At 35.4% G+C, this 25,865-nt stretch carries 19 protein-coding genes and 1 riboswitch; of the genes, 6 read left to right on the plus strand and 13 right to left on the minus strand.

Annotation, left to right across the window (positions count from 1 at the left end):
- Window positions 1-10 precede the first annotated feature (10 nt).
- The 12 genes from V1503_RS06600 to V1503_RS06655 form a co-directional block, all read right to left on the minus strand.
- A complete protein-coding gene (locus V1503_RS06600) occupies window positions 11-982 on the minus strand; it encodes an ABC transporter permease (protein ID WP_410625714.1) in 972 nt (323 codons plus the stop codon).
- A gap of 447 nt (window positions 983-1,429) precedes the next feature.
- A complete protein-coding gene (locus V1503_RS06605) occupies window positions 1,430-1,804 on the minus strand; it encodes a DnaJ family domain-containing protein (protein ID WP_410625716.1) in 375 nt (124 codons plus the stop codon).
- 480 nt (window positions 1,805-2,284) lie between these two features.
- Complete coding sequence (locus V1503_RS06610; RefSeq protein WP_214480512.1) at window positions 2,285-2,872, minus strand: TasA family protein; 588 nt, start codon at window positions 2,870-2,872, stop codon at window positions 2,285-2,287.
- Window positions 2,873-3,336: 464 nt separating this feature from the next.
- Window positions 3,337-3,930, minus strand: coding sequence for a TasA family protein (locus V1503_RS06615; protein WP_410625719.1), 594 nt, complete (start codon window positions 3,928-3,930; stop codon window positions 3,337-3,339).
- A gap of 332 nt (window positions 3,931-4,262) precedes the next feature.
- Window positions 4,263-4,829, minus strand: coding sequence for a TasA family protein (locus V1503_RS06620; protein ID WP_410625721.1), 567 nt, complete (start codon window positions 4,827-4,829; stop codon window positions 4,263-4,265).
- 491 nt (window positions 4,830-5,320) lie between these two features.
- Window positions 5,321-7,516, minus strand: a complete 2,196-nt coding sequence (locus tag V1503_RS06625; RefSeq protein ID WP_410625723.1) for a DNA topoisomerase III — start codon at window positions 7,514-7,516, stop codon at window positions 5,321-5,323.
- A gap of 288 nt (window positions 7,517-7,804) precedes the next feature.
- On the minus strand, window positions 7,805-8,380 hold the full coding sequence (locus V1503_RS06630) for an NAD(P)H-dependent oxidoreductase (RefSeq protein ID WP_320259056.1): 576 nt from the start codon (window positions 8,378-8,380) through the stop codon (window positions 7,805-7,807).
- 235 nt (window positions 8,381-8,615) lie between these two features.
- On the minus strand, window positions 8,616-9,725 hold the full coding sequence (locus V1503_RS06635) for an ABC transporter permease (RefSeq protein ID WP_410625725.1): 1,110 nt from the start codon (window positions 9,723-9,725) through the stop codon (window positions 8,616-8,618).
- Window positions 9,722-10,990, minus strand: a complete 1,269-nt coding sequence (locus V1503_RS06640) for an ABC transporter permease (protein WP_410625727.1) — start codon at window positions 10,988-10,990, stop codon at window positions 9,722-9,724. The genes V1503_RS06635 and V1503_RS06640 overlap by 4 nt, the downstream gene beginning before the upstream one ends.
- A gap of 10 nt (window positions 10,991-11,000) precedes the next feature.
- Window positions 11,001-11,933, minus strand: a complete 933-nt coding sequence (locus V1503_RS06645; protein ID WP_214480518.1) for an ABC transporter ATP-binding protein — start codon at window positions 11,931-11,933, stop codon at window positions 11,001-11,003.
- Between the two features lie 709 nt (window positions 11,934-12,642).
- Window positions 12,643-13,275 (minus strand): response regulator transcription factor, encoded by a 633-nt coding sequence (locus V1503_RS06650; RefSeq protein WP_410625729.1) that lies wholly within the window; start codon window positions 13,273-13,275, stop codon window positions 12,643-12,645.
- Between the two features lie 2 nt (window positions 13,276-13,277).
- Entirely contained in the window at window positions 13,278-14,384 is a 1,107-nt protein-coding gene (locus tag V1503_RS06655) for a sensor histidine kinase (RefSeq protein ID WP_410625731.1), read from the minus strand.
- Between the two features lie 284 nt (window positions 14,385-14,668).
- A riboswitch (SAM riboswitch) is annotated at window positions 14,669-14,787 on the plus strand.
- Between the two features lie 151 nt (window positions 14,788-14,938).
- On the opposite strand from V1503_RS06655, the gene V1503_RS06660 reads away from it, so the two are divergent.
- From V1503_RS06660 to metH, 4 genes are read left to right on the plus strand one after another with little or no spacing between them, the layout of a single operon-like run.
- A complete protein-coding gene (locus V1503_RS06660) occupies window positions 14,939-16,063 on the plus strand; it encodes a methionine biosynthesis PLP-dependent protein (RefSeq protein ID WP_410625733.1) in 1,125 nt (374 codons plus the stop codon).
- Window positions 16,056-17,240 (plus strand): cystathionine beta-lyase, encoded by a 1,185-nt coding sequence (metC, locus tag V1503_RS06665; RefSeq protein WP_320259019.1) that lies wholly within the window; start codon window positions 16,056-16,058, stop codon window positions 17,238-17,240. Before V1503_RS06660 ends, metC begins: the two co-directional genes overlap by 8 nt.
- Window positions 17,237-19,090: a bifunctional homocysteine S-methyltransferase/methylenetetrahydrofolate reductase gene (locus V1503_RS06670; RefSeq protein WP_410625735.1), complete on the plus strand. Its 1,854-nt coding sequence runs from the start codon at window positions 17,237-17,239 to the stop codon at window positions 19,088-19,090. The genes metC and V1503_RS06670 overlap by 4 nt, the downstream gene beginning before the upstream one ends.
- Window positions 19,080-22,541 carry a methionine synthase gene (gene metH / locus V1503_RS06675; protein WP_410625737.1) on the plus strand — a complete coding sequence of 1,154 codons (3,462 nt, stop codon included), beginning with the start codon at window positions 19,080-19,082 and terminating at the stop codon, window positions 22,539-22,541. The genes V1503_RS06670 and metH overlap by 11 nt, the downstream gene beginning before the upstream one ends.
- 83 nt (window positions 22,542-22,624) lie before the next feature.
- On the opposite strand, the gene V1503_RS06680 is transcribed toward metH, so the two are convergent.
- Window positions 22,625-23,608 carry an alpha/beta fold hydrolase gene (locus V1503_RS06680; RefSeq protein ID WP_410625739.1) on the minus strand — a complete coding sequence of 328 codons (984 nt, stop codon included), beginning with the start codon at window positions 23,606-23,608 and terminating at the stop codon, window positions 22,625-22,627.
- 826 nt (window positions 23,609-24,434) lie between these two features.
- Here V1503_RS06680 and V1503_RS06685 point away from each other — a divergent pair.
- Window positions 24,435-25,025 carry a matrixin family metalloprotease gene (locus V1503_RS06685; RefSeq protein ID WP_214480528.1) on the plus strand — a complete coding sequence of 197 codons (591 nt, stop codon included), beginning with the start codon at window positions 24,435-24,437 and terminating at the stop codon, window positions 25,023-25,025.
- 14 nt (window positions 25,026-25,039) lie between these two features.
- Window positions 25,040-25,678: a hypothetical protein gene (locus V1503_RS06690; RefSeq protein ID WP_214480529.1), complete on the plus strand. Its 639-nt coding sequence runs from the start codon at window positions 25,040-25,042 to the stop codon at window positions 25,676-25,678.
- Window positions 25,679-25,865: the final 187 nt, after the last annotated feature.

Below are 25,865 nucleotides of genomic sequence, written 5' to 3' on the forward strand. Positions count from 1 at the left end.
CAGTCACCTCCTAGAATAACGTTGTTCCGTCTAGTTTTTTAGTAATCTTGTTTGCACCTAACAACAATATGAAGGCGATGACTGCTTTAAATAACCCAATTGCTGCTGCATAGGAGAAACGACCATTTTGGATACCCGTTGAATACACGTAAATGTCTATTACATTACTAGCGCTTTCATTTAATTGATTACGTAAAATTAAGATTTGGTCAAAATTTGAATTTAACACACCGCTGACAGCTAAGATAAATAAGATTGTAATTGTTGGACGAATCGATGGTAAAGTTACGTGCCACATTCTTTGCAAACGACCTGCCCCATCAATTCTCGCAGATTCGTATAGCTCAGGAGAGACACCTGCGATTGCTGCTAAATAAATGATCGCTGACCAACCTAGCTCTTTCCATATATCAGATGTGATCACAATTCCCCAAAAGTATTTCGGATCAGCTAAATAACTTACTCGATCATCGATGATTCCTAAACCTAGTAGAATATCATTAATAAACCCGATATCAGCTAACCATGTTGTGACAATTCCGCCTAACACAACCCACGAAAGGAAGTGAGGTAAATAGGTAATTGTTTGAACTGCTTTTTTGAACTTTAATGACGTTAGCTCATTTAATAATAGTGCGAAAATAATTGGTAATGGAAAACCAATAAATAGTTTAATCAAACTAATTCCAAGTGTGTTTTTAAGTACATTTACAAATTCCTCGTCTTGCAAAAATTCCTTGAAATGCAATAAGCCGACCCAAGGTGCTTCTGCAATCGATTTAATAATGCTGTACTCTTTAAAAGCTATAATTGCCCCATACATAGGGATGTAATTAAATATAAACATCCATACGACTCCGAGAAGAGCCATGACTTGTAAATATTTTTGTGAAATTATTGTTCTGGATACCTTTTTTACTTTTTCTTTTTTTGTACTGGTGATAATGACTTCCTCAGAAGCTTGGTCAATTTTTGCATCCATATGTTCACCACCTCTTATACTCGATGTGTTCTCTCTACATATATTGTAAGAAATGTTTTCGCTCCTTTTAAGTAAGGAAATTTTGTATTAGGTCACATTATTTTAGATATACACACCCTCAAAAGGATTGATATGAAAGCAATGGAATCGTTTTCTTAAATTGTTCACATTTTATAATTTATATCTTCTTTGTTGTTTGTTTTTTACTAAATCGTTTTCGTCAAGGCAATAATCGAGAGCGCAAAAAGAGGCTGGGACAAAACCTAATTAAAATGAAGAAACCGCACGAAATCAAATTTATAAACCTTGATTTCGTGCGGTTTTATTTTTGCTTAATGTATAAAAACCAGTTAGTTTTCCACTTATGTCCCAGCCTCTAGTAATAAACATATGATTCTACAGAAACATTATATATATTTTTCAGCTTTAATCACTTCATAAAATGACTTACCAAAGCTTGTTATGAATTTGTTGCTGATATTGTTTAAAGGCAGAGGAGTTCGAAGACACAGTTCTTTTTTCCATCAGTTGATTAAAACGAATCATTTTTTCGTTTAACCTATTTGTTAATTTGAGTTTTTCGGCTTCATTTTGAGTTGATGCAATCAACTGTTCTATTGTCATCATCTCTTTTTTTAATTCATCTGCTTCCTGCATCATTCCAGCATTTTTTAACATCTTATAACTCATACGGAGGTGTTCTGGTATATGTGATAAATCTTCTAAGACTAGGGGCTTCCCCTTACCTGGAAGGTGATTAAACTCCCCGTCGCTATATGCCCTTTTTATTTTATCTTCGGCAATGATTGATACAACATCCATACTTTATCCCTCCTTCTATTTAGGATAAAACCCTCTTTACACTTCCATTATATAGCATTACCTAGGGAGGTTCTACCATTTAATATAGAAGTGAATTGATCATCTTGTTTAAGGTATTATTGTCTTTTGGGTTCTGAGACGACAGACGTTAGAGGGTGATATTAACAAATGAGGCGACGATTTAGCCACCTCCCTCGAAACAACATCACATGAAGAACGTAATATGGCGTAGTTACTTGAGGGGATAGATAATAGACATGGATATGTATTAATTCGATGTTTCTCATAAAATAGTTTGGCTTAGTTAATTTGTTCAAGTAAGTTGTCATTCAAGTGGTTCGTTTAGAGGTTGTCCAAAAGAGGTATATAGAAGGAATATGAAGAAGGGTGAAACTCAATATGCTAGAGGAGTCATCCATTATTAGAATGATTGACTTATTGGATAACTCCTCTTATATAGATGGAACAGACAAACTATGCTTACCGCTCTTCTCCCTCGGTTTGATGTGCATCAAACGTCCATGTTAATTTCAATATGTCGCCTTGGAAGATATTTTGATCAAAACCATTATCTACGAATTCGAATTCTACAAACAAAGTATCTTGTTCACCACTCTTTAATCCCTCCTCATCATCAGGAGTCCAGCCGTTCTCTTGTAACAAATCAATTGTGGAACTATCTAAATCAGCAAGTGTAGTTGTAAATATTGGATGGGTATTTTTATCATCATTATCTAAGAAATTCACCTTAATATGTTCAGCAAAATCCTCACCGTTATTATCATTTTTTGTATCAATTACTTCGTAACTCGTATTCAAGTCAATCCTACTAATGTCTAAAGAGCCATCGTTAACTAAGTAAAACCTTCTAGGCATTTTATCTCCTGGTTTTATATTATTTACATCAATAATTACAGATGGGTCAATTGAGAGATTTAATGTACCAGCTGCAAATGTGTTCTCAGTATCAACTGAATCGCTAAAATATGCAAATGTTCCTCCACCAACTAATGATAGTCCTAAAGCTGCTGAGGCTATTCCCATGCCTAGCTTTTTTTTCAATGTCATTTCGTTTCCTCCCTTAACGGTAGTTTTATTTGTCATACATTTAATAACAACACTCACATAAACAACACGATAGATAGTTCTTAATAAAGAACGTTTTAACAACGATGTATAACCTTAAAGAACATTATCTTTTATTGAAGAATGTGATGATCATCTAAATTTATACATATCCATTGTCATTCTTACTTTGTTGTTTCATAAGTTAGATCATGATTCTATTTGCAAATTTCTCAATAAAGAACTACGTTACTTAACAACAAAGGCTCTTTTCATAAGCTTTGTTGCTATTGCTATCAATTTTGTACCAGAAAAGAAGTTTATTTTGGTAGTCATCATTGTACAGAGGAAAGATGCTGTGAACTCTTGTTGTGTACGTGTTTATATCTTAAACAATCAATGTGAAAACAGCCAAAACGATAGATCTAGTAACGTCTTTCTATTTCGAATTAATTACAATCTTATTTTTATTTTTCTTCCCCATCAGTTTGATGAGCTACAAACTCCCATTTTAACTCCAGCTTGTCCCCTTGAAACACATTTTGATCCTCATCATTGTCTACGAAAATAAATTTAACGCGAAGTTTATCTGTATCACCTGCTTTTAAGCCATCTTTCTCACCTTTCCATCTCAAATTTTCAACAGCATCTGGTGTCATATTTTTTAATTCGTATAGTGTTTTTTCATCAATGACTTCAGTTTTCTTGTCTTTATTTTTTAAGAATTGAACTTTAATATGTTTTCCCAAGTCTTCCTCCCCATTATTAGCTGGGCTACCGTCCGCCTCTGTAACCGTATAACTCGTAATTAAATCTACAGAACTTATATCTAGAGATCCACTGTTTATCAGCTTGAAATTTCTTTTCATCCAATCCCCAGGTTTAATATCATTAACGTTAATGATTGTTTCTGGATCAACCGATAAGTCTAGTGTACCTGCTGCAAAAGTATTCGATACTTCGGCAGTATCACTAAAATATGCAAATGTTCCTCCACCAATTAGTGATACGCCCAGTGCTGCCGACGCCATTCCTAAACCTAATTTCTTTTTAATACCCATTTTGTTTCCTCCCCATTTTCTTTTTTATTTTTTTATTGTAAACCTTTATGCATGACATAAAGTGTTACTAAACGTTCACTAAATAGTACTTTTTGTTCTTTTTAAAGAACTATCTACATCATAGCTGATACGAAAGTGAAGATAAACCACTAAATATACGAATATTCTTTATAAAGAACATTGTTTTCTCTTGTTTTCTCATATTCTCTCAATTTTCCTTAATAATACAATTTTTATTTGTTAGATACATATGATTACAGATTAATGACAAAGCAAAAGGCAGAGGAATTCCCCTGCCTTTATTAGTTAATTTTTTTACATATAATCTAAAACTATCTTTCTTCACCAGCTTCTTGAGTAGCTTCCAAGCTAAATCCTACCTCTAAAGAATCCCCTTGGAAATGGTTTTGATCTTCACCATTGTCTACAAATGTAATTTTAACCTTAATTTCATCTGTGTCACCAACAGGTAAGTTTTTCAAAGCACTTGAATGTGTCGTAATATCAGGAGTCATTCCTTGAAGCTCAGCAAGTGTTTTGTTTTCTAAAATTGTTTGTCCATCACTTGTTATAAACTCAACCGTAAAATGATTTGCAAAAGCATCCGGATTGTCGCCCTCTAAATCAGCTTCGTCTATCGTTGTAGTTAATAACACATCTTTTATGTTTAACGTTCCAGCGTTTGATATAGTGAATGTTCTTTCCATCCAATCTCCTGGTTTTAAATTATCCACCATGAACAATTCAGTATTACTAACTGAAAGATCAAGAGTTCCTGCTGCAAATGTATTAGTTACTTCTGCACTGTCACTAAAGTATGCAAAAGTTCCTCCACCGATTAGTGATAATCCTAGTGCTGCTGATGCCATTCCTAAACCTAATTTCTTTTTAATACCCATTTTGTTTCCTCCTCTTTTTCTTTAAAAGTTATGATATTTATTTGGAACCCTTATGTAGATGCATAAGAAGTTGCAACAAGGCTTCTACTAAAATCGTTCCATCGTTTTGTTGTTCGTTAATAATTCGTTATAACGAATCAACAACTTGAGTATAAAATGATTTTTAAGAAAAGAAAACTGTCAAAATCGGTTATTTTTCTTTATAAAGAACATAATTGCTACTGTTTACTCACTATTACTTTTATTCTCTTACATTTTGTACTTTTTTAAGAACACCAAAACCCAACACTTTTTCTCTTTTCAACAAACGCTTTACGTATACTTTTGTTACCATTTAAAATCGCAACATATCGTTTAATACGTTTGTCATCTTTTTAGCAAAAGAAAAGATACTTTAAAATTTTAGTACGAAATACAACAATCCATTCGAAAACTGCCTTTCAACAAAAAACGACAGGTGACTGCATGTGAGCACCTATCGTTTTTTGTTACTATTTTTTTAATTTTAGCTTCGCTAACGCTTCAGCTAAGGCAGGATTTTTAAATTCATCACTTTGTTTGTTTTGTTTCTTTAAATAGTTCGATACTTCTCGTTTCGAAACGTTTTTATTTTTCGAGCTTTTTCTACGTTCATTAAATGTAGATAGTTTTTCACGATGTCCACAGCTACAGACAAATATTTGACCTTCTCCTTCACCACGTAGCTCTAGTTTTTTTCGACAATTCGGGCACCGTGCATTCGTTACTTTTGATACATTTTTCCGATGGCCACATTCACGATCTTGACAAACAAGCATTTTTCCTTTCTTTCCGTTTACCTCTAGCATTGGTTTTCCACAATCAGGGCATTTCTTGCCAGTTACATTATCATGCTTAAATTTCTTGTCACTATTCTTTATCTTATGAACAACATCCTTTGCGTAATGTTTCATTTCATTTATAAATGCTGTTTTTTGGAGAGATCCTTTTGAAATAGCCTCTAGTTTTTGTTCCCATTCTGCTGTAAGTTCCGGTGATTTTAAATCCTCAGGAACTAAGTCTAGCAGTTGTTTCCCTTTGGAAGTAATAAAGATACTTTTCCCTCTTTTTTCTATTAAAAAGCTATTAAATAGCTTTTCTATAATATCTGCTCTTGTTGCTACCGTACCGAGCCCACCAGTTTTTCCAATTGTATTTATTAATTGTTTATCGTTCTTTTTCATATACTTTTTAGGGTTTTCCATTGCAGACAATAAGCTAGCTTCAGTGAACGGTTCAGGAGGTTTGGTTTCTCCTGTTGTTTGCGACACTGCTGTAATTTGCAATACATCCCCTTTTGAGATGCTTGGTAACGTTTGTTCAGAAATAACATCGTTTACTTCATCATCAAATTGGTTTTCATAGACCTCTTTCCACCCTTGGTTTATAATCCGCTTCCCTTTGGCAATAAATTGCTCACTAGCAATAGATGTAACTATTGTTGTTTGTTCATATTCAAATGCTGGGAAGAGTACAGCTAAAAAACGTTTTACCACTAAATCATATATCTTTCTCTCTTTGTCACTAAGCGAGCTTAACATGGCTGATTGTTCAGTCGGTATAATAGCATGGTGATCAGAAACCTTACTATTATCAACAAAAGATTTCTTCGCCTTAATTGGTTGTTTCAATATTTTCATTGCTAATTTCGCATATGGCTGAATACTACAAGCATCAACCCTGTCCTTTAATGTAGCCACAATATCCGTTGATATATATCTAGAATCTGTTCGTGGATATGTTAATAATTTATGCTGCTCGTACAGCTTTTGCATAATGGAGAGCGTTTCTTTGGCAGAATATCCAAAACGCTTATTGGCATCTCTTTGTAATTCTGTTAAATCATATAGCTGTGGTGCATAGCTCTTTTTCGCTATTTTATTCACATCCACAACTTGTGCATGTTTATTATTAACTGCTAGAAGAGTGTTTTCTATTTTATCTTTTGAAAATGTTTTAGTGTCCTTTGTGTTATTATCTAACCATACTAATTTCAAATGATCTTTCGTCATCGCTTGAATTCCATAATATGTCTTCGGTTTGAAGTTACGAATTTCTTCTTCTCTTTTTGAAATTATTGCAATTGTTGGTGTTTGCACTCTTCCACAAGACAACTGTGCATTGAATTTTGTCGTTAATGCACGTGTTGCGTTAATACCCACATACCAATCAGCTTCAGCGCGAGCTACAGCAGATGCATATAGATTTTCATAATCTTTTCCATTCCTTAATTTACGAAAGCCCTCTGTAATCGCCTTATCTGTAACAGATGATATCCAAAGGCGCTTGATTGGTTTATTCATACGTACTTTTTCAAGAATCCACCTAGCTACAAGCTCACCCTCTCGGCCAGCATCTGTGGCAATAACTACTTCCTTTACATCTTTCCTATTTAATTGTGCCTTTACAGTATTAAATTGCTTACTCGTTTTTTTAATAACTACGAGCTTTGCCTTGTTAGGAAGCATTGGTAAATCTTCTAACTTCCATGACTTATATTTCACGTCATATGCTTCTGGATCAGCTAATGTGACTAAATGACCTAGTGCCCATGTGACGATATATTTATCTCCTTCGAAAAATCCATTTCCCTTTTTCTGACATTTTAATACTCTTGCTATATCTCTACCTACTGAAGGCTTTTCAGCTAATACTACAGTCTTACTCATCAAAAAATCCTCTCTTTGTTTGCTACCTTTTAGTTTAACATATTTGCTATGAGCATTTCTCTGTGAGGTTACCGCCATACGATACAAAATATAGCTAATAATTGTACAATCATTTCCAAACATTCAATCACAGTATTTATATACATTACTAGTTTAACAGAGCACACAGGCTATCCATTACATCGCATTAAGCAACTTACACTTTCAAAAGAAGCTATAACGAGTAAGCCCCTTTACCTTAAGCACTTGGCTATAAGTAAAGGGGCAAATACAATTAATCTTAGTGAATTATGCTGACGAAATGCCTAATTGTTTAATTTCTTTTAGCCACACTTGTCTTTTGTCATCTGTCGATTGGCTAATAGGTCCGATTGTTGTAATCTTAACGGGATTAATTCCGCAAAACTTAAGCGTGCTCCTTTTCATGGCATTATGTCCCGGCTTCCCATAAACTATATTGTAATACCATTTTGGTGAGTCCATTGTCACAATTAACCTCGCAGACCTACCTTTTAATAGTTTTTCAGGAAGCGGACCTTCAGTATATTTAAAAGCAAATCCCGGTGAAAAAACCCGGTCTACAAATCCTTTTAATAATGCAGGCATCGTTCCCCACCATGTTGGATACGTAAATACGATATGATCCGACCATTTTATGAATTCCTGAGCCCTCTGTAAATCTTGCTCAAACTCCATTGTTTGACCATACCCTTTAAGAATTGGATTAAATTTCAACTCAGCAAGAGATAGTTCTCTAACTTCGTTATCACCTTCTAATGCACCATCTTTATAGGCTTTCCCTAACGCTGAACAGAAACTATTACCATTAGGGTGTCCATTAATAATTAATATGCCCTTCAAAATTAAGCCCTCCCACTACGAATTATTCACACTTTTTCTAGCTGTTCCCGTATGGATTGTTGCTATTCGTAAGATCTAAACACGTATACATGTAACATTCAGGGCAGTTTTTCGTCTATAAAACATTGACTGCTGAGTCATACGACATCTTTATCTTCTAGCTTAGGAACTATATCAACACAGTTTACGTAAAGAGCCTTTTAAAAAATCTTCATATAAAAACTCATCTAACATTTATCTACGTTTGTCTTCGTTCAATAAAATTAATTCCTACGCCCATCATCAACACACCCATCAAACATAAAATACTTATTGGAAAGATAAAATCACTCATTGAATAATCATATATAACTGCTCCCTTTAAGAGCTCCATTCCATAAGTAAGAGGTAAAACCTTCGAGATTGCTAATAAAACTTCAGATGTAACGATTTCAATTGGCCAATAGGCCCCGCTAATCATCGCCATACTTACAGAAATAATTGGGATTAATGCATTAAAATGCTGAATATTTTTTACAAACCCTGTTAACATCACTGATAAAGCTACGATGGAAAAAACGTAAGGCACAAGGAGCAATAGTACTTTCCAAAACGCTCCATTAAAATCTATATTTGTTAAGTACCGAAAAACGAGAAATACGATGACGACTTGGAAATAACCTGCTAAAAATGTATACATCAGATTACCAACATACATCTCCCATTTACGAACAGGTGACAAGATCATTCGATCCCAAACCCCGTCTTTTTTCTCTTCTAGAATAGTTGATACATTAATGGCAATCGTAAATATTACAAAGAAAAGGGCACTTCCAAACAAACCTTGCACATTTGCATCATATAAGAAGGCATCACTTGAATGAAAATATTCTTTATTAATCGTAAAAACTTGATTATTTTCTAATGAGTTAAATGCTTCTACTATAGGCTCAGTGCTGAACTCCTGTTGTTCAGCTTCTACTATTAGAGCCTGTTTTTGCATATGATTAATATACTTTTGCTGTATATATTGCTTAATGACCATTTGGTTTTCTGTGTTTGCAGCAATAATGAGATCGAAACCTCGCTCTCTAAGAATCACTCCTGCCTCTGCTTTTCCTTCTGCCACTGTTTCATTTAGTTCTTCTTTGCTCATTAAATTAAAACTAAAAGCATCAGAGCTTTTAAGCTCATTTATAAACTCAGTCGTTGCTTGCTCTGACAAGTCACTATAAACAGGTACGCTAATTGATTGTTCAGAGCCCTTACTTATAAACATTGCAATGAGCATACAAACAGCTGTCATAATAATATATGCCCATGGTTTTCGCATTAACAACCGGAATTTTGTCTTTAATATCGTAATCATAAAGCACCTCTCCTTTTAGGAAAGCTCGCAATTGAACATAATAGAAGCACAATTCCTATTGAAAATAAAGTGAGCAACGATGGGATTACATCTGTTAGAGAATATCCTTGTAATATCTTCAAATAAGCTGTCATACCTGCTCCATTAGGTGTGATTTTAGAGATAAATGCCATAGACTCAGGCATTTGTGATATAGGCATCATGCTCCCACCTAAAAAAGCGATAACTGGAATGCCCACTGAAGAGAAAAAGGTAGATATTTCTGCTGATTTAAAGCGATAATTTAATGATGTCATAAGCACAGCAAGACCACCTGTCGTAAAACATATTGACAATGTAACAGCTATGAATGCTCCTAATGAATTCCACGTTACTTGATAAACAAAGGCGACGACACCATATAATATACATAACTGAAGAAATGCTAGTATAACAGCCGAACAAAATATACTTGTAAAATAGACCCACCTAGATACGTTTGCTAACATGATACGATCAAAGACGAGAGACTCTTTTTCAACATGGGCATATGACCCTATTGTTGTTGCGATATACAGAACGAACATGACACTCATACCTATTGCATAATAGCCGAGAGAAGTAACCGGCTCCCGTTTTGTCACAGTTTCTGTGTTGATCTCCATATCACTTGGGTTGGCAAATACTTGTTCTGTTATCACACCTTGTTTTCCCAAAATAACAAATGTGGAAAGCTGATTTTGAAAAAACATGATTACGTCTTCAACAATTTTTGATGTTATATCTTTTCCTTCATTTACATAAAAGTTTAGCTCAGGTACGTTATCTACATTAAAAAACATTGAATTCAATATGTCATACGTAAAGTTTTCTGGTGTTTCAATGATCACAGCATATGTGTCATCACTTTTTAGCTGTTCAATCTCGTTCTCATCAAATTCTTCAAGTGATAAAAAGGATGAAAGTTCCTCATTTTTAAATATTTCATTTTTTATGATGTCAATTGGTGACAGTTCACTTGCAACAGCTGTAATGACTTCTTTTTGCTCATCTGGCAATTGCTTTTCTTCTAAATCATTAATAAAACGATCGACCTCATCCTGTTCACTTCCAATTTCAATAAGCGCCACTTTAGCGTCGATTTCAAGATGATCACCATCCATCACACCGCTTAATGCAAAACCTAAAATCGTGATTAAAATTAGCGGCATCCCAAGTAACAACAGCAATTCCGGGCGGTTTCTTAGAAATAGTAACAATTGTTTTTTGAGTAAATACCAAAACATAATCATCACCTCAATTTCTTAATGCTCTTCCTGTTAAATGAAGAAAAACATCCTCTAATGTAGGTACTTTTACTTCAACCGAAGTGATCGTCGTATCCGTTTCTTCAGCGAGTTTAAACAATTCGCTAAATAAATTCACTTCCTTAGCTACAATAATTGTAACTAATTGATTTTCGGTGGATAATTTATTAATAAGAGGATGATTCTTGAGTGAATAAATAAAGTCATCCTTCAATCTCTCAACTTTTATTTCTAACGTTTTTTCATTTGATAAAATATTTTTGATTTCATCTTTAGTACCAGAAGCAATAATTCTCCCTTGGTCCATAATATAAATTCGATCGCAAATAAATTCGACCTCCTCCATATAGTGACTCGTATATAAAACAGTCATTTGCTTCTCTTGATTTAAATGTTTAACAGTCTGTAAGATATAATTTCTAGATTGTGGATCAATTCCTACCGTAGGTTCATCCATGATGATAATTTCTGGTTCATGTAAAAGGGCTACACCGATATTTAAACGACGCTTCATTCCACCTGAAAAATTTTTTACTAATTCCTTTTTCTTCTCTTCAAGTCCAATAATTTGAAGAACTTCTTCAACTTGTTTTTTAAGCTTTGATCCTTTTAATCTATGAACACTGCCAAAGAATTCAAGATTTTCTTTCGCGGTCAAATCAGGATATAATGCAATGTCTTGAGGGACAACTCCAAGTATTTCTCTAAGCGACTGCGGATTTTTTAACACACTAGTATTGTTTAAGCGCACATCACCACTCGTAGGTGCTATGAGTGTAGAAATCATCGAAATCGCAGTAGATTTGCCTGCTCCATTTGGCCCGAGCAGACCAATTGTTTCTCCTCGCTCTAAAAACATATTTGCTCCATCCACAGCGACGATTTGTTTGAATTTCTTCTTCAACTCTACAACTTCTAACAATATTATCGCCTCCTCTTTCTAACTAACTATTTATATCGTACAGTCTTTCATTGACATTTCACACTGTCTGACGTCACCAATTTGAATGATAAACATGACCTTAGTCACATGATTATTCAAATGCGCTAATTTTACGCCTTACTGTCCATACTCGTACGTTTTCTGTCCAATTCTCTACTTTTTCTATCCGTACCCTTGTATTTACTATCCAATTCACTACTTTTACTGTCCGAAGTCAAACTGTATGAAAAAAAGAGCCTCTGCGGCTCCCAACCTACGCACTATGCTTTAATCACGTTAGATCATTGTTTTCTCGCAATCCTAAATGCATTATCAAGCTTCGAAGAAACAATGTTAGGATAGTAATCCATCGCTTGTTTTGAAGATAATTTAAAATAAGCGCCACTTGATCACCCACAACCTGTTGGGTGATCACGATTAATTCTTTGCCAATACCTCTTTGTTAAAATGGTGCTGACACAGCTAAATCTGATAAGTAACAACAATAATAGTGTGCAATGCCCACAAGCTCATCTCCATCCCAAGCACTCTACAACAATGTTAGAATGTGAAAACCCCTTCTCAATTCTTTCAAGGTCATCATATGGTCGCTATATACCAGAACTTTGGAATACATGTGCAATGTCTTGCCGACTTAATGGTATATTAATCTATAATTAATCACCGTACTTTTCTCATTTTTATCTGCTTAGGTAATATCATTTTTCACAGCAAAGATGGCGAGTTGTGTGCGATCCCGTAAATCAAGCTTCTGTAGTATTTGCGTAATATGATTTTTTACAGTGCCTATCGACAAGTGCAATTCCTCAGAAATTTCCTTATTTGTTTTTCCTTCGCCTACTAACTTTGTTACAGCAAGCTCACGGTTTGTTAATGGAATGTCTATTTTTTCCCGATGTCTATCTGTCAACAAACGAGGCATCACTTTTGCAGCTACTTCGTCATGTATAGTCATACCTCCGTTTAAGCTACTATGTATTGCACTAACGAGTTTCGCTGGCTCTGCTGTTTTTAGCATAAAACCATTGGCACCATCTTTAAGTGCTTGCATTGCATATTCATCATCGTTAAACGTCGTTAATATTAATATTTTCACTTGTGGCCATCGCTGTTTAATTTGGCGAGTAGCTTCAAGACCATTCATATGGGGCATTCTTATATCCATTACAACAACGTCAGCCATATGCTTCTCCAATTGTTCAATTGCCTCATGGCCATTTCCAGCTTGAGCCACTACTTGAAATTGGTCTTCTTGTTCAATCATCATGGCAAGTCCCTGCCTAACAATTGCTTGGTCTTCTACTACAATAATGTTATACATATTTATATAACCTCCTTTGCATATACAGGAAATGATCCTTTAACTACAAAATGAGACTCTGTTTGATTGAAGTTTATATCCCCATTTAGCTCTTCAACACGTTTCTGCATGTTACTTAGTCCAAATCCAATAGTAAAAGATTCGGTTTTAAAAATCTTATTCGTCACTTCAAAATAAAGATCTCCAACAGCTGATTTACCAATAGTTACAAATACTTCACGAGATTGTGCATGTCGCATCGCATTTGTTAGTGCCTCTTGTATAACTCTATATAAAGTAACACTTTGTTGATTGGACAAGCTCACAGATAAAGCTCCTTGCTTCGTCGTAAAATGCACGAGTATATGACTCTCTGATTCTAACTTTCTAATTAATTGAAGCACTGACGACAGACCTGCAAATTCTTCATCTTTAAGTGTTTTAACCGCATGCCTCGTTTCTTCTAAACTTTCACGAACAAGCTCCCTCAAAATTCCATATTCCTGTCGTTTTTCTTTCATCGAAAGCATTTCGATTTGCATGAGCAATGCTGTTAATTTATGACCAACAGAATCATGAATCTCACGAGCAATTCCTGTTCTTTCTTCTAATCGAGCTGCCCGTTCATTTCGTAAACTAATACGTTTTAGATTTCGATATTCACCTAAAAGCTCTTCATACATGTCTTGTTTATAATTGGTCTCCGTCATTTTTTTATTTAACAAAATGCTCAAATAATAAAAAAATATGAGTATAACAACCAATTCAACATTTATAGCATTAGTAAAAATCACCAGCATACCCATTAAACCTGCACTAACGGCTGAAAATAGTTGATAATGCTTTTGTGATAGTAGTGAAATAGCATCTATCGTTATATACAAAAATAGTAATTTACTAAAGGTATTTTCGTCTTGAATAAACAAAACACTCGAAACAAACAACATACAAAGAAGCAGAGAATAGAATATTAGCTTTTTTTTAACAATAGGAATGAAAAAGAAACAGACGAACGACAAAGCACAAACCAAAATGGATATGTACCACCTTGTTGAATAAGATACTTCTACATAGAGAAACCCTCCCCACAAAGCTGAAAAAGTAGTCAACCTTATTAAAAAGGTTTTCATATATAACACACCACCTGCATACAATTTACCTAATTATTTTCTGTATTCTTTATCCTTGTTGAACACGTTATATATTGATCATACCATTTTTTAACTTATAAAAAAATTCTAAAAATATCTTGCAAAACAGTCAAATCTATTGTAAATTTATATGCAATCAATATTTAATACATTAACTCATTCAACTTAAAATCATTAAATCAGGTGGTAAATATAGCCCACCTGATCGAAAGCTCCTTCTTTTAGAGGTAGGAGTCTTAAAAACTAAGATAAATAAACAATTCATCTTATCAAGAGAGGTGGAGGGACTGGCCCTTTGAAACCTCAGCAACCAGCCGAATTTATGGTCAGGTGCTAAATCCAGCAAGCGAAATGTATATACTTTTCGCTTGGAAGATAAGGAGAGCTGATGATTAAACTCAAAGCCTTCTTATCAGAAGGCTTTTTTTATTTCTCTTTTATGGATTTAAAAGTCCTTAACGTTCTAAAACTACCACAAAACTTTACTACTTTAAACAAGTATAGAAAACCAAATGAAATGAGGAGGAATTTATATGACAAGAATAAATATCGAAACAGCATGTGCCCAGATTGGAAACAGAAGTGAAAATGTTACTGGGACGGTCAATCCACCTGTCTATTTGTCTACAGCCTATCGTCACACAGGTATAGGCGAATCTACAGGGTATGATTACATTCGAACGGGTAATCCAACACGACAAATTGTCGAACAGGCAATAACACAACTTGAGGAAGGTGATCAAGGCTTTGCTTGTAGTTCAGGTATGGCTGCGATTCAAACAGTATTAGCTCTCTTTGAGCAGGGTGATGAACTGATCGTTACACATGATTTATACGGAGGAACATATCGGCTATTTGAAGAATCTTTTCGAAAAAATGGGTTTACTTTTCACTATGCTGATTTTAGTGACATAAATGCTGTAGAAGGGTTAATAAACAGCAATACGAAAGCTTTATTTATAGAAACTCCAACAAATCCACTTATGCAAGAGGTTGATTTAAAAATTGCAGCAGAGCTTGCAAAGAAAAATGATTTATTATTAATCGTGGACAATACATTTTATACTCCACTGTTACAAAAACCTATAACTCAAGGGGCAGACATTGTCATCCATAGTGCGACAAAATACTTGGGGGGCCACAACGATGTGCTAGCAGGGTTAATTGTTTCAAAAGGAGAGGAGCTATCTGCTCAACTCGGTAATTACCATAACGCAATTGGTGCTGTATTATCACCTTTTGATTCATGGTTACTCATCCGTGGAATGAAAACTCTTCATTTACGTCTAAAACAGCATGAAGAAAATGCAAAAAAAATCGCTTCATTTTTGCAAACGCATGAAGATATTGTAGAAATCTATTATCCACAGCGTGGTGGCATGTTGTCGTTTAAAATTCGAGAAGAAAAGTGGGTTAATCCATTTTTACAAAACTTACGCCTAATCACTTTTGCTGAAAGTCTTGGTGGCGTTGAAAGCTTCATCACCTATCCAACTACACAAACACATGCAGATATACCTGAAGAAATAAGAGTTGCAAACGGAATTTGCAATCGCTTATTAAGATTTTCAATAGGTATCGAGAATGCTGATGATCTCATAGATGACCTTATATCAGCATTAAAAGCTGCTAAGGAAGGAGTAAACACCTATGTCTAATTCATTTTCTGATCAAACTAAGCTACTTCATAATAAGCATAAAGTAGATCCTCATACAGGAGCAGTAAGTGTTGCAATTCAGCATGCATCAACATTTCATCAAGATGATTTAGAGAATTTTTCAAAATATGACTATAGTCGTTCTGGTAATCCTACCCGTGAAGCTTTAGAAGAGACGATAGCAGAATTAGAAAATGGTGTGAGAGGCTTTGCTTTTTCCTCTGGTATGGCAGCCATATCAAGTGCTTTTATGCTGTTATCAAAAGGAGATCATGTCCTCATAAGTGAGGATGTGTACGGTGGAACATTTCGGGTTGTAACGGAGGTACTAACCAAATTCGGCATCGATCACACATTTGTTGACATGACGAACTTACAGGACGTTAAAAACTCTATTCAAACAAATACGAAGGTAATATATATTGAGACACCGTCAAACCCTTTACTTAAAGTGACTAATATTAGAGCTATTGTCACACTAGCTAAAAAGCAAGGTTGTCTCACATTTTTAGACAATACGTTTATGACTCCAATTTTACAGCGACCATTGGATTTAGGTATAGATATCGTTTTGCATAGTGCAACAAAGTTCATATCAGGACATAGTGATGTCATCGCGGGGCTAGCCGTTGTCAAAGATGAGCAGTTAGCCACCCAACTTGCCTTTATTCAAAATGCATTCGGTGCAGTCCTTGGGGTCCAAGATGCTTGGCTCGTCTTACGAGGCATAAAAACATTGCACGTCCGCATGACACAATCTTCACAAAGCGCATTACAGCTTGCGCAATTTTTACAACAACACCCCAAAGTTGAGGAGGTTTACTACCCAGGTTTAACTGACCATGAAGGATATACCCTTCAACAAGAGCAGTCTACTAGCCCAGGTGCTGTATTATCTTTTAAATTAAAGAATGTTGAAAGTGTACGTATTCTTTCAAAATATATAAAAATACCAGTATTCGCTGTCAGCCTAGGTGCTGTTGAATCCATTTTATCTTATCCGGCAAAAATGTCGCATGCAGCTATGCCTGCTCAAGAAAGAAATAAAAGAGGAATCACTGACGGGCTTTTGCGACTATCTGTTGGTCTTGAAAATCCTCTTGATCTTATAGCAGATTTCTCACAAGCATTAGATCAACTTCCAACACAGCAGCCAGAGTATAAGGTGAGCCTATGAAACTACTAGAACGTTTAAAAAATGACATTTTAATTGCTGACGGTGCGATGGGGACCCTCCTCTATTCATACGGTGTCGACTATTGTTTTGAGGAACTTAACCTCACTCAACCAAATCGGATCCAACAAGTACATGAAGCATATATTCAAGCAGGAGCTAATGTTATCCAAACTAATACGTATGGAGCAAATCGTGTTAAATTAGCTAGATACGACCTTGAAAATAAAGTAAAAGAAATTAATAGAGCTGCAGTTCAAATAGCAAAACGTTCCATCGGGAAAAGTAACGAGCATTATATATTAGGAACTATAGGTGGAATTCGTGGCGTAAGGAAAAGTATTGCCGAACTTGAAGAAATTAAAGGGGCTTTTATCGAACAGCTTGATGCACTGTTAGAAGCAAATGTTGATGGAATCTTACTGGAAACCTATTATGACATTGAAGAACTATACACCGTACTGCAAGAAGTAAGGAAAAGAACAACAAAACCAGTCGTTGCCCAAGTGTCTATGCATGAAGTTGGCGTACTACAGGATGGTACCCCATTACATGAAGCATTTTCAAAGCTCGAGCAACTTGGAGCAAATGTGATTGGAACAAACTGCCGACTCGGTCCTTATCATACAATTAAGTCACTTGAGCAAGTTCCTTTGCCTAACAATGCATACCTTTCTGCCTACCCTAATGCAAGTTTACCAGACTTAGTTGATGGAAGACTGATTTATGAATCTGATGCTGAATATTTTGCAGAGGCAGCTACTAGCATGCGCGAGCAAGGAGTTAGATTGTTAGGTGGTTGTTGTGGAACGACACCAAAGCATATTGAGGCGATGAGGAAAGCAATAAATGGTTTAACTCCAATTGATGAAAAACGTGTAAAGGAACGTAAACCAATTTCAGTCAGTAAGCCTACCGTTGCTGCTGAACCTCATTTACACGAAATGGTACAGTCTAGACGCACAGTCATTGTTGAGCTTGATTCACCGAAACATTTGGATACAGATACATTTTTCAAAGGTGCACAAGCACTTCAACAGGCTGGGGTTGATGTGATTACCTTAGCAGATAACTCTCTAGCAACTCCACGCATAAGTAATGTTGCAGTTGCTTCAATTTTAAAAGAAAAATATGATATACGCCCTCTCGTTCATATTACTTGTCGTGATCGAAACATCATAGGACTTCAATCACATATTATGGGTATTCATACACTTGGTATTAATCAAGTATTGGCTGTAACTGGTGATCCGACTAAAGTTGGTAATTTTCCAGGTGCTACTTCAGTATATGATGTTTCATCATTTGAACTAATACAAATGATCAAACAATTTAATAACGGACAGTCAATCTCAGGAACGTCATTAAAATTACAGACGAACTTTGGTGTTTCAGCTGCCTTTAACCCAAACGTCCGTCATTTAGAACCAACCGTAAAAAGGCTTGAAAAGAAAATCGCATTCGGTGCTGATTCATTTATTAGTCAGCCTGTGTTTAGCCAAGAGCAGATAATCCAAATTTATAAAGCGACCAAGCATTTACAAGTTCCTATCTTTCTTGGTATTATGCCGTTAACAAACTATCGTAATGCCCAATTTTTACACCATGAGGTTCCAGGTATTAAGCTTGCTGATGACATATTACACCGTATGAAGAGCTGTGGAGAAGATAGAGAAATATGCTCAGCAGAAGGTGTGAAAATTGCACAGGAGTTAATAGATACGGCTATGGAATTTTTTAAAGGAATCTATTTAATTACACCATTTTTACGCTATGACATGACTGTAGCATTAACAAACTATATCCGTAAAAAAGATGGAGTAAGAGAAAGGAAGATTCATCATGTGCTTTGAGCGTTTTCAACAAGAGATCAACAAGCGAATTTTAATAATTGATGGAGCAATGGGGACGATGCTTCAAGAAGCAAACCTTACGGCTGAAGATTTTGGAGGAGAAGAATTTGACGGCTGTAACGAACATTTAAACATCACAGCTCCTCATGTCATTGACTGGGTTCACCGATCTTATTTAGAAGCGGGGGCTGATATCATTGAAACGAACACTTTTGGAGGAACCCCCCTTGTTCTAAATGAATACCAACTCGGACATAAAGCCTATGATATAAACAAAATTGCAGCTGAAATTGCCAAAAAAGCAGCCGAGGATTTCTCTACTACTGATAAGCCTCGCTTTGTTGCTGGATCTATGGGACCAACAACAAAAACACTTTCTGTTACTGGTGGAACAACATTTTCTGAATTAGTTAATGAGTATGAAACACAAGCTAAAGGCTTAATTGATGGTGGCTGTGACCTTTTATTACTTGAAACATGTCAAGATATGCTTAATGTAAAAGCTGCTTTTTTTGGTATTAATAATGCTTTTACATTAACAAATAAAACCTTACCACTCATGGTTTCAGTTACGATAGAACCGATGGGTACAACGCTTGCTGGACAAAATATTGAAGCATTTTATTTATCTTTAGAGCACATGCAACCAGTATCCATCGGCTTAAATTGTGCGACAGGTCCTGAATTTATGACCGACCATCTACGCACATTATCTCAATTATCTCAAACAGCTGTGAGCTGTTACCCTAATGCTGGTTTACCTGATGAAGAAGGTCAATATCATGAGTCTCCACAATCATTAGCAAGGAAAATAGCAGGCTTTGCTAAAAATGGTTGGCTAAACATTATTGGAGGGTGCTGTGGGACAACACCTGAACATATCCGAGCGATTGCAAAAGAGGTAGAAGGTCTTAAGCCTCGAAGTGTCCAAGAAGGTAATCATCAACACACTGTAGCTGGGATAGAACCACTTATATACGATGATTCTATGCGACCGTTATTAGTTGGAGAGCGTACAAATGTAATCGGCTCAAGAAAATTTAAAAACCTCATTGCTGATGGTAAGTTTGAAGAAGCTGCTGAAGTCGGTAGAGCACAAGTAAAAGGTGGGGCCCACGTAGTTGATATTTGTCTAGCCGATCCAGACCGCGAAGAGCTAGATGATATGGAGCAATTTATTCAAGAAGTTGTAAAAAAGGTGAAAGTACCACTCGTTATTGATTCTACAGATGAAGCAGTGATAGAAAAAGCGCTATCTTATTCACAAGGAAAGGTGATCATTAACTCAATTAACCTAGAAGATGGCGAAGAACGTTTTGAAAAGGTCGTTCCACTTATTCATCGATATGGGGCTGCTGTTGTTGTTGGAACCATTGATGAAATTGGCATGGCTGTAACGAGAGAACGGAAGCTAGAGGTCGCACAACGTTCCTATGATCTACTAGTAAATAAATATAAACTTAAGCCAGAAAATATTATATTTGACCCTCTCGTCTTCCCTGTAGGTACAGGTGATGAGCAGTATATAGGCTCAGCGAAGGAAACTGTTGAAGGGATTAGGCTTATTAAAGAAAAATTACCACATTGTTTAACAATGCTTGGCATAAGCAACGTCTCTTTCGGATTACCTGGTGTAGGGCGTGAAATTTTAAATGCCGTTTTCCTTTATCATTGCACAGTAGCTGGTTTAGATTATGCGATTGTCAATACACAAAAGCTTGAAAGATTTGCTTCCATTCCACAAGAAGAAGTGACTCTAGCAGAGAATTTATTATTTGAAACAACAGATGACATTCTAGCTGAATTTACAGCTTTTTATCGCGGGAAAAAGAAGGAGCCGAAAAAAGCAGCCATCAATAGATCCCTGCCAGAACGACTCGCTGACTATGTGATTGAAGGTACGAAGGAAGGCTTAATTCCTGACTTAGAAATCGCCTTAACTAAATATGATACACCGTTAGATATTATTAACGGACCTCTTATGGAAGGTATGGCTGAAGTCGGTCGTCTCTTCAACGACAATCAGCTGATCGTAGCGGAAGTATTACAAAGTGCAGAAGTGATGAAAGCTTCGGTTTCCTTCCTCGAGCCTTATATGGAAACAAATGATGGAGCTGGTCATGGAAAAGGGAAAGTATTATTGGCAACTGTCAAAGGTGATGTCCACGATATAGGTAAAAACCTTGTAGAAATTATTTTAAGCAATAATGGCTTTCAAGTCGTTGACCTAGGTATCAAAGTGACACCACAACAGCTGATATCAGCCATTCAACAAGAACAGCCTGATATCATCGGCTTATCAGGGTTACTCGTTAAATCAGCTCAACAAATGGTCTTAACTGCTCAAGATATGAGCCAATCAAACATATCAATTCCTATATTAGTTGGTGGGGCAGCTCTATCTCGAAAATTTACCGATCGAAAAATTGCTCCCGAATACGAAGGTCCAGTCCTATACGCGAAAGATGCGATGGATGGCCTTTCAATCGTTAACCGCCTGCAAGATGAAGACGAAAAGAATAAGATTTTATCAGATGTCGCAACGAAGAAAGAAGCTTATAAACAGATCAATACAGCTACTAAAAAAGAAACTGCTGTAGCCGTATTAGAAAAAATTAAATCTAGTGTAGCGACTAATAATCCAATAACTTTGCCAAATGATTTAAAAAGGCATGTCTTAAAAGGTTATCCTATAGGTCATCTTGAGCCATATATTAACATGCGCATGTTATTAGGACATCATTTAGGGCTCAAAGGAAAGGTAGATCAGTTAATAGCTGAACAAGATGAGCGAGCACTTGCCTTAAAAGAAGTAGTTGATAACTTACTTCTTGAAGCAAAAACAGCTAACCTATTACGAACTGCAGCTGTTTATCAATTTTTCCCTGCTCAATCAAAAGATGATGACGTCATCATTTACGACCCAAATGATAAAACAACAATCCTAGAACGTTTTACGTTTCCTCGACAACGTAAAAAGCCATATTTATGTTTGGCTGATTATATTCGTTCAGTCGATAGTGGTGAAATGGATTATGTTGGTTTCTTCGTCGTTTCAGCTGGCTTTGATGTGAGAGAAAAGGCAAATATGTTAAAAGAAAAGGGCGAGTTTTTAAAAAGTCATGCCATTCAAGCACTCGCACTTGAGCTAGCAGAAGGGTTTGCCGAACGTATTCATCAAATGATGAGAGATCAATGGGGATTTCCTGACCCAGCTGACTTTACAATGCAGCAGCGCTTTGCAGCCAAATATCAAGGTCAACGCTTTTCATTTGGTTATCCAGCATGTCCAAATTTGGACGATCAAGGAAAGCTTTTCCGCTTATTAAAGCCAGATGACATTGGAATTTCTTTAACTGATGGCTTTATGATGGAACCTGAAGCATCTGTCTCGGCTATTGTTTTCTCACATCCTGAAGCGAAATATTTTAACGTGATCGAAAATAACTAATTGAATGAATTGGAACAAATGAAGGGAAACCTCAATTATTATAGAGGTTTCCCTATTATGTTCAATACCTTTGTCAATAAAATCTATTGAGCGACAGACATGCAAACTTCATAAAACTTATTAGGTTCTTCAAAATTTGGAGCATGAGCAGAATTCTCAAACCATATAAGCTCTTTTTTGGGTGCTTCCACTATATTAAAATAATCCACAACTAATTCGTGAGGCGTCTGATAATCATAACGCCCAACACAATAATACACTGGAACTTTAAATGTATGAGCCTGTTTAATTAAATTTACTTCCATCAACTCATCCCAAAGATTATTAATAGAAAAACGTTCTCCATTTGCCATATACCTTACTAAATCGACAAATGAATATTCACGAAATGATATCGATGAGAGAATAAACTTACTTAATGACATATTGTGAAATGATCCACCAAATTTCCGTAACCATTTTCTTTGTAAAAATAAATCTACCTGATCTTTATATGGGGGATTGCCAATTTTCATCAACTGTTCAAGCGCTTTTTTATTATTCGTTTCATTTGCTTTATGTAACGTATATTCATACGAGATTTCTTCATTTCTCTCCATATTGACTACTTGACCTACACCAATATATGCGTGAATTAACTCAGGATACTTCGAAATGAACAGAGACCCTAATACACTCCCCCATGAATGACCAACTAAATAGAGTTTTTCTTGCTTAAAGCGCTGTAGTAGCTCTTCAATAAGTTCATGAAGATCAAGCAAAAACTGATCTATATTCATGCTAGAAACTGGGATATTACTAGCATAAGATTTACCAGCCCCTCTTTGATCCCAATTCACTACTACAAAATGTTCTTCTAATTCTCTTTGAAATTTCGGTGCAAAACCTATTTGGGCAGTACCTGGACCCCCGTGTAGAAAAAGTAGTATTGGATTCTTTTTATTCTTCCCTCTCATTAAGACACATTGTTGAATTTTTCCAAGTTGAAACATTTCTATAGATGCGACGCTCTCTTCGATAAGTCTACCATTTAAATCTTTAAAACTAGGCGTTCTACTTATAATCATGTGTATCCTCCCCCTAGTCTTCTTAATATATGAATATTATAATTTACTGCCAAGTACTGTTACCCTTTGACTATACTTGATAACGAATGTTTAAGTAACAGCCTTTAGCAGGTTATTACTTCCACCTAAAGGAGGATTATTCAACAACCAAGGCGAGTCCAACCTCCTCCTATCTGAAATATTTTGATGTGACATCTCCCACTACGTAGAGGTCTCTAGAGGATTTTTTACAGAATAAATATTAATTCCAAATTAATAGATAAAGTACTATTGATAGAACAAACCGAAGAAAAATTTAAAGGGAGAACTTTATCCGACTATAAAGAAATAACACCAATCATTGTAAGCTCTGCCACGATTGTTACTAAATTTGAATAACAAGCAAGACAAGGGTATTTGATACTAACCGTTTTAGCTATCACAATATGTTTAGTTATCGTACGAAAACAAATTGTTATTCCAAAGCAGCTTAAAATGAACAGATTTAGTTTTTTCAGCAGTATACCACTAAGACATGATCTATGTTGTTACCAATTCAATTTACAGAAATATTCTACAAAGTGATTGGACATTAGAGCAAAGATTCCCCTCCCAAATGAGTTGTCAATGAGTCTTTATCTTTACAAATAGACAGTATGTCAATAAAGTGGATAAGCACTTACTTAGGCATTTAATATCATTTTGCTATTTCAATATTAAAAAGAGTGTTTTTTATGAAATAACGATCGTATACATCAGAAAAAGCTAGAAGGTGAGGTGAAAATGTAAATTAGTTACCAATGTTAGTAGTTTGTTGGCCATTTTAATTAGAAGGGAGAAAATTTTTATGTCTTCTCGTATTAGCTCTAAAGTTAGAGTGTTATTTCTATCAGCTTTGACAATGTTGATGCTTTTTGGAATAGTTATAGGTTCGACAAATGCTGCTCCAACAGATGAACACCCCTCCTCAAATTGCTATAAAAAGATTTCTCGTTATAGTGGATGGGAATATGATAACAATCAACAAATTAACATTAATTTCACGTACACTCAGAATGGATCTTATGATTACAGTTATCGCATTGATCTCGCTGGTGAAGAATGGAATGAACATTTTAGTTTCTTTAATTTCAATGAAGTATCAAGAGGAAATAATCTTGCAATAGAAAGTGATGATTATGGGGATACCGGATGGGTCGGTGCTGCTTATTATGCACGTTCACCAAAGGATATATATTTAAATGAATATTACCATAAAAATTATTCTTGGTACGGATTTGTTGAGTATGAACGTACTGCCATTCACGAGTATGGTCATACTCATGGATTAAGCCATACTAGTTGTACAACTGAAATTATGAGTAATAACTCTAATAGAGATATTAGTCAAGTTGATCTTGGTGATGGAGATATTAGTGGTATTAGAAGTATTTATTAAAAGGAGGAATCAACATGAAAAAATGCCTCATTGCATTGGTTACGGTAATTACATTAGTAGGTTGTAACAATATTATTCAAAGTTCTAATCCTGTTAAAGCTCCTTATCAACAAGGCGTGGATGCTAACCCTTCAGAGGTTTTCGCAGATATGAATGAATTAGCCCAAAATACACCTATCGTAATAGTTGGGCAAGTAAAAACTGAAGGCAAGGCATTTGATTATAAAGGAATCAACTTCTATGAATCTACAATTCAGATTAAAGACATTTACCGAGATCATGATAATAGTCTTTCGAAAGGAGACACGATTACACTATTACAAAATGATGTAGGTGAATTGGACCCTCTTGTCAAAAAAAATGAAAAGGTTCTATTCTTCTTAAAGAACTATGAAGGTCCAGTTATTGATGATGCCTACAGATTTATGGGACTTTATCAAGGTCATTACAAAGTCAAAAAAGATGGAGAAATTGTTGCTGTCGGCAGCAAAAAATTAGAAGGTGTAGAAGGGCTATTAACTTCAGATCTTAATGCTATGTTAGAAGATTCTCCATACGTACCGATTGAATTAGACGTAATGACTGCAGAAGAGATTGAGAAAGCAAATGAAGAAGAAAGAAAACTAAAAGAAGAGCATGATAATAACAACTAATATATCAATAACAACTTTTAATAAACGCTTTTACCTCACAGATAGTAGTTATTTACAACATTAAAATATACAATCCTATTAAGGTTCTTCTAGTTTTTAATAAACCTCAAACAAAGTTTATGAGAAGAGTCCTAAAAACAACGACGTTAACCACACCTGTTTTGATCTAAGGTTGATCAAAACAGGT

It is taken from the genome of Nanhaiella sioensis (assembly GCF_046557775.1).
Classification (GTDB): Bacteria; Bacillota; Bacilli; order Bacillales; family SM2101; genus Nanhaiella; species Nanhaiella sioensis.

Coding starts and splice junctions, on each gene's coding strand:
- V1503_RS06600 (WP_410625714.1), bottom strand. CDS start 982: ATGGATGCAAAAATTGACCAAGCTTCTGAGGAAGTCATTATCACCAGT.
- V1503_RS06605 (WP_410625716.1), bottom strand. CDS start 1,804: ATGGATGTTGTATCAATCATTGCCGAAGATAAAATAAAAAGGGCATAT.
- V1503_RS06610 (WP_214480512.1), bottom strand. CDS start 2,872: ATGACATTGAAAAAAAAGCTAGGCATGGGAATAGCCTCAGCAGCTTTA.
- V1503_RS06615 (WP_410625719.1), bottom strand. CDS start 3,930: ATGGGTATTAAAAAGAAATTAGGTTTAGGAATGGCGTCGGCAGCACTG.
- V1503_RS06620 (WP_410625721.1), bottom strand. CDS start 4,829: ATGGGTATTAAAAAGAAATTAGGTTTAGGAATGGCATCAGCAGCACTA.
- V1503_RS06625 (WP_410625723.1), bottom strand. CDS start 7,516: ATGAGTAAGACTGTAGTATTAGCTGAAAAGCCTTCAGTAGGTAGAGAT.
- V1503_RS06635 (WP_410625725.1), bottom strand. CDS start 9,725: ATGATTACGATATTAAAGACAAAATTCCGGTTGTTAATGCGAAAACCA.
- V1503_RS06640 (WP_410625727.1), bottom strand. CDS start 10,990: ATGTTTTGGTATTTACTCAAAAAACAATTGTTACTATTTCTAAGAAAC.
- V1503_RS06650 (WP_410625729.1), bottom strand. CDS start 13,275: ATGTATAACATTATTGTAGTAGAAGACCAAGCAATTGTTAGGCAGGGA.
- V1503_RS06655 (WP_410625731.1), bottom strand. CDS start 14,384: ATGAAAACCTTTTTAATAAGGTTGACTACTTTTTCAGCTTTGTGGGGA.
- V1503_RS06660 (WP_410625733.1), top strand. CDS start 14,939: ATGACAAGAATAAATATCGAAACAGCATGTGCCCAGATTGGAAACAGA.
- metC (WP_320259019.1), top strand. CDS start 16,056: ATGTCTAATTCATTTTCTGATCAAACTAAGCTACTTCATAATAAGCAT.
- V1503_RS06670 (WP_410625735.1), top strand. CDS start 17,237: ATGAAACTACTAGAACGTTTAAAAAATGACATTTTAATTGCTGACGGT.
- metH (WP_410625737.1), top strand. CDS start 19,080: ATGTGCTTTGAGCGTTTTCAACAAGAGATCAACAAGCGAATTTTAATA.
- V1503_RS06680 (WP_410625739.1), bottom strand. CDS start 23,608: ATGATTATAAGTAGAACGCCTAGTTTTAAAGATTTAAATGGTAGACTT.
- V1503_RS06685 (WP_214480528.1), top strand. CDS start 24,435: ATGTCTTCTCGTATTAGCTCTAAAGTTAGAGTGTTATTTCTATCAGCT.
- V1503_RS06690 (WP_214480529.1), top strand. CDS start 25,040: ATGAAAAAATGCCTCATTGCATTGGTTACGGTAATTACATTAGTAGGT.